The organism is bacterium (assembly GCA_036524115.1).
GTDB lineage: Bacteria > JAUVQV01 > JAUVQV01 > JAUVQV01 > DATDCY01 > DATDCY01.
In genome coordinates, this window is sequence record DATDCY010000198.1 from 1 (window position 1) to 3,424 (window position 3,424).

Consider the following 3,424-nt stretch of genomic DNA (forward strand, 5'->3'; position numbering starts at 1 on the left):
CGGCGCTCAGCCCGCTCGGCGTCCTCGGGCGCGGCTACAGCATCTGCCGGCGGCTGCCGGGGCGTGAGGTCGTCACCGACGCGGCCGCGGTGTCGCCGGGCGCCGAGCTCGAGGTGCTGCTGCGCCGCGGGGCGCTGCGCGCGACGGTCGCCGCCGCGCTGCCGCACGCAGGGACACGGGAACAAGAATGACGGGTCAGGCGGTGGGGTGGCGCGGAGGCGGCAACAGGGACCCGGCCTGCAGGCAATTCGGAGGAAGACGGTGATGGCGAAACGCAAGACAGCCGCCGCGGCAGGGCAGGAGCCGTCGTTCGAGACGGCGCTCGCGCGGCTCGAGGAGATCGTCCACGAGCTCGAGGAGGCGGACCTGCCGCTCGAGCGCTCGCTCGCCGTGTTCGAGGAGGGGGTGCGCCTCTCGCGCCTGCTGCACCAGCGGCTGAACGAGGCCGAGCGCAAGGTCGAGATCCTGCTCAAGGACGAGGGCGGCGCCAAGGTCCCGGTGCCCTTCGCCCCGGGGGGCGAGGCGGGGAGGGCGCGCGGCCCGGCAGGCGCGGGCGACGACGCTGATGCCGACGCCGATGCCGACGGGGACGGCGGGGCCGGGGACGACACCGGGAGGGGCAGTGGCGGCGGACAGAGCGCTCTCCCCTTCTAGCGGCGGGGCGCCGGCGCGCGTCGTGGACGCCGAGGGCTACCTGCGCGAGGCAGCCGCGCTCGTCGAGTGCTACCTCGACCGGGTGCTGCCGGCCCCGGGCGGGCACATCCCGCGACTCGCCGAGGCGGTGCGCTACAGCGCGCTGGGCGGCGGCAAGCGCCTGCGCCCGGCGCTCGCGCTCGGCGCGGCGGAGGCCTGCGGCGGCGCCCGCGACGTGGCGCTGCCGGTTGCCGCCGCGGTCGAGATGATCCACACCTACTCGCTGATCCACGACGATCTGCCCGCGATGGACGACGACTTCCGCCGCGGCCGCCCGACCTCGCACAAGGTATTCGGCGAGGCGCTGGCGATCCTCGCGGGGGACGCGCTCCTCACCCAGGCGTTCGAGGTGCTGGCCGCCGACGGGGCCGTGCCGCCGGAGCGGCGCACCGCGATCGTGCGCGAGGTCGCGGCGGCCGGCGGGCCCGCGGGCCTCGTCGGCGGGCAGGTGGCCGACCTCGAGGGCGAGGGCCGCGACCTGACGCTGCCGGAGCTGGAGTTCATCCACGCCCGCAAGACCGGCGCCCTGATCCTCGCCAGCGTGCGCGGCGGCGCCATCGCCGCGGGCGCGTCCGCGGCGCGCCTGGGCGCGCTCTCGGAGTACGCGCGGCGCACGGGCCTCTGCTTCCAGATCGTCGACGACCTGCTCGACGTGGAGGGCGACCCGGCGGCGACCGGCAAGGGCACCGGCCGCGACAGCACGAAGCGCAAGGCGACCTTCCCCGCCATCTTCGGCATCGACGCCTCGCGCCAGCGCGCGGCCGAGCTGGTCGAGGAGGCGCTTGCGGCGATCGCCGACTTCGGCCCGGAGGCCGACCCCCTGCGCGCGCTGGCGCGCTTCGTCGGCCGCAGGGACCGCTGACCGTGGGCACGGAGCTGCTGGCGCGCGTCGACGCGGGCACGCCCGTCTCGGCGCTCACCGCGGAGGAGCACGAGCGGCTCGCGGCCGAGATCCGCGAGACGATCATCGCGACGGTCGCGCACACCGGCGGGCACCTGGCGCCGAGCCTCGGCGTGGTCGAGCTGACGATCGCCCTGCACGCCGTCTTCCCGACGCCCCGCGACCGCATCGTCTGGGACGTCGGGCACCAGTGCTACGCGCACAAGCTGCTCACCGGCCGGTTCGTGAACTTCGGGACGCTGCGGCAGGCCGGCGGCATCTCCGGCTTCCCCCGGCGCGCCGAGAGCCCGCACGACGTCTTCGGCACCGGCCACAGCGGCACGAGCATCTCCGCGGCCTGCGGGCTGGCGGCGGCGCGCGACGCGCTGGGGGCGCGGCACAAGGTCGTCGCGGTCATCGGCGACGGCTCGCTCACCTCCGGCGAGGCCTTCGAGGCGCTCAACCACGCGGGCCACCTCAAGAAGGACCTCGTGGTCGTGCTCAACGACAACGAGATGTCGATCTCGCCGAACGTCGGCGCGCTCTCCTCGTACCTCAACCGCGTCCTGACCAGCCACCTGCCGACGCGCATGCGCGACGAGTTCGTGCGCTTCATCCGCTCGCTGCCGCACGTGGGCGAGCAGGCGGCGAAGATCGCCAAGCGCGTCGAGGAGTCGGTGAAGGCGCTCATCGTCCCGGGGCTGCTCTTCGAGGAGCTGGGCTTCCGCTACGTCGGCCCGATCCCCGGGCACGACGTGCGCAACCTGGTCGAGACCTTCCGCAACGTGCGCGAGGAGTTCCGCAAGCCGGTGCTCGTCCACGTGATCACCCGCAAGGGCAAGGGCTTCCCGCCCGCGGAGCGCGACCCGGCGCGCTACCACGGCGTCGGCCCGTTCGACCCGGCGACCGGCGCGCTCATCACGGCGCCGGCGCCGCCGTCCTACACCGCCGTCTTCGGCCGGGCGCTGGTCGGCGAGGGGGCGCGCGAGCCGCGCCTGGTCGCAATCACCGCGGCGATGCCCGACGGCACCGGGCTGGCGCCGTTCGCCGCCGCGCACCCCGCGCGCTTCTTCGACGTGGGGATCGCCGAGCAGCACGCGGTGACGTTCGCCGCCGGGCTCGCCTGCGAGGGGATGCGCCCGGTGGTCGCCATCTACTCGACCTTCCTGCAGCGCGGCTACGACCAGGTGCTCCACGATGTCTGCCTCCAGGGGCTGCCGGTGGTCTTCGCGCTGGACCGCGGCGGGCTCGTCGGCGACGACGGCGCGACGCACCACGGGCTCTTCGACCTTGCCTTCCTGCGGTCGATCCCGGGGATGGTCGTCGCGGCGCCGAAGGACGAGGCCGAGCTGGCGCGCCTGCTGCGCACCGCGCTGGCGCACCCCGGCCCCTTCGCGCTGCGCTACCCGCGCGGCGCCGGCCTCGGCGTGCCCGTGGACGAGGACCCGCAGCCGCTCCCCGTCGGCTCCTGGGAGGTGCTGCGGCCCGGCGGCGACCTGGCGATCCTCGCCGTCGGCCCCTGCGTGCGGCCCGCGCTCGAGGCGGCAGAGGCGCTGGCGGCCGAGGGGTGGCGGGTGGGCGTCGTCAACGCCCGCTTCGTCAAGCCGCTGGACGCCGCCGTGCTGGCGGAGACGGCGGCCGCGAACCCGCTGCTGATCACCGCCGAGGAGGGCGTGCTCGCCGGTGGCTTCGGCGACGCGGTGATCGCGCAGCTCGCCGAGCAGGGGCCGGCGGGCGTGCGGGTCGAGCGCGCCGGCGTGCCGGACGAGTTCGTGGAACACGCGCCGCAGGCGCTGCTGCGCGACCGCCTCGGGCTCAACGCCGCGGGGCTGGCGGGACGGGCGCGGCGGC

4 protein-coding genes are annotated in these 3,424 nt (G+C 75.9%); all 4 read left to right on the forward strand.

What is annotated here, in order from left to right:
• Positions 1-191 (forward strand): exodeoxyribonuclease VII large subunit (locus tag VI078_09570; GenBank protein ID HEY5999529.1); only part of this gene is annotated, 191 nt, incomplete at its 5' end.
• A gap of 73 nt (positions 192-264) precedes the next feature.
• A complete protein-coding gene (gene xseB, locus VI078_09575) occupies positions 265-654 on the forward strand; it encodes an exodeoxyribonuclease VII small subunit (GenBank protein HEY5999530.1) in 390 nt (129 codons plus the stop codon).
• Positions 623-1,555, forward strand: coding sequence for a farnesyl diphosphate synthase (locus VI078_09580; protein HEY5999531.1), 933 nt, complete (start codon positions 623-625; stop codon positions 1,553-1,555). Before xseB ends, VI078_09580 begins: the two co-directional genes overlap by 32 nt.
• 17 nt (positions 1,556-1,572) lie before the next feature.
• Positions 1,573-3,424 (forward strand): 1-deoxy-D-xylulose-5-phosphate synthase (gene dxs / locus VI078_09585; protein HEY5999532.1); only part of this gene is annotated, 1,852 nt, incomplete at its 3' end.

Excerpts from the sequence above, each read along its gene's own strand:
- xseB (HEY5999530.1), top strand. The coding sequence starts at position 265 with ATGGCGAAACGCAAGACAGCCGCCGCGGCAGGGCAGGAGCCGTCGTTC.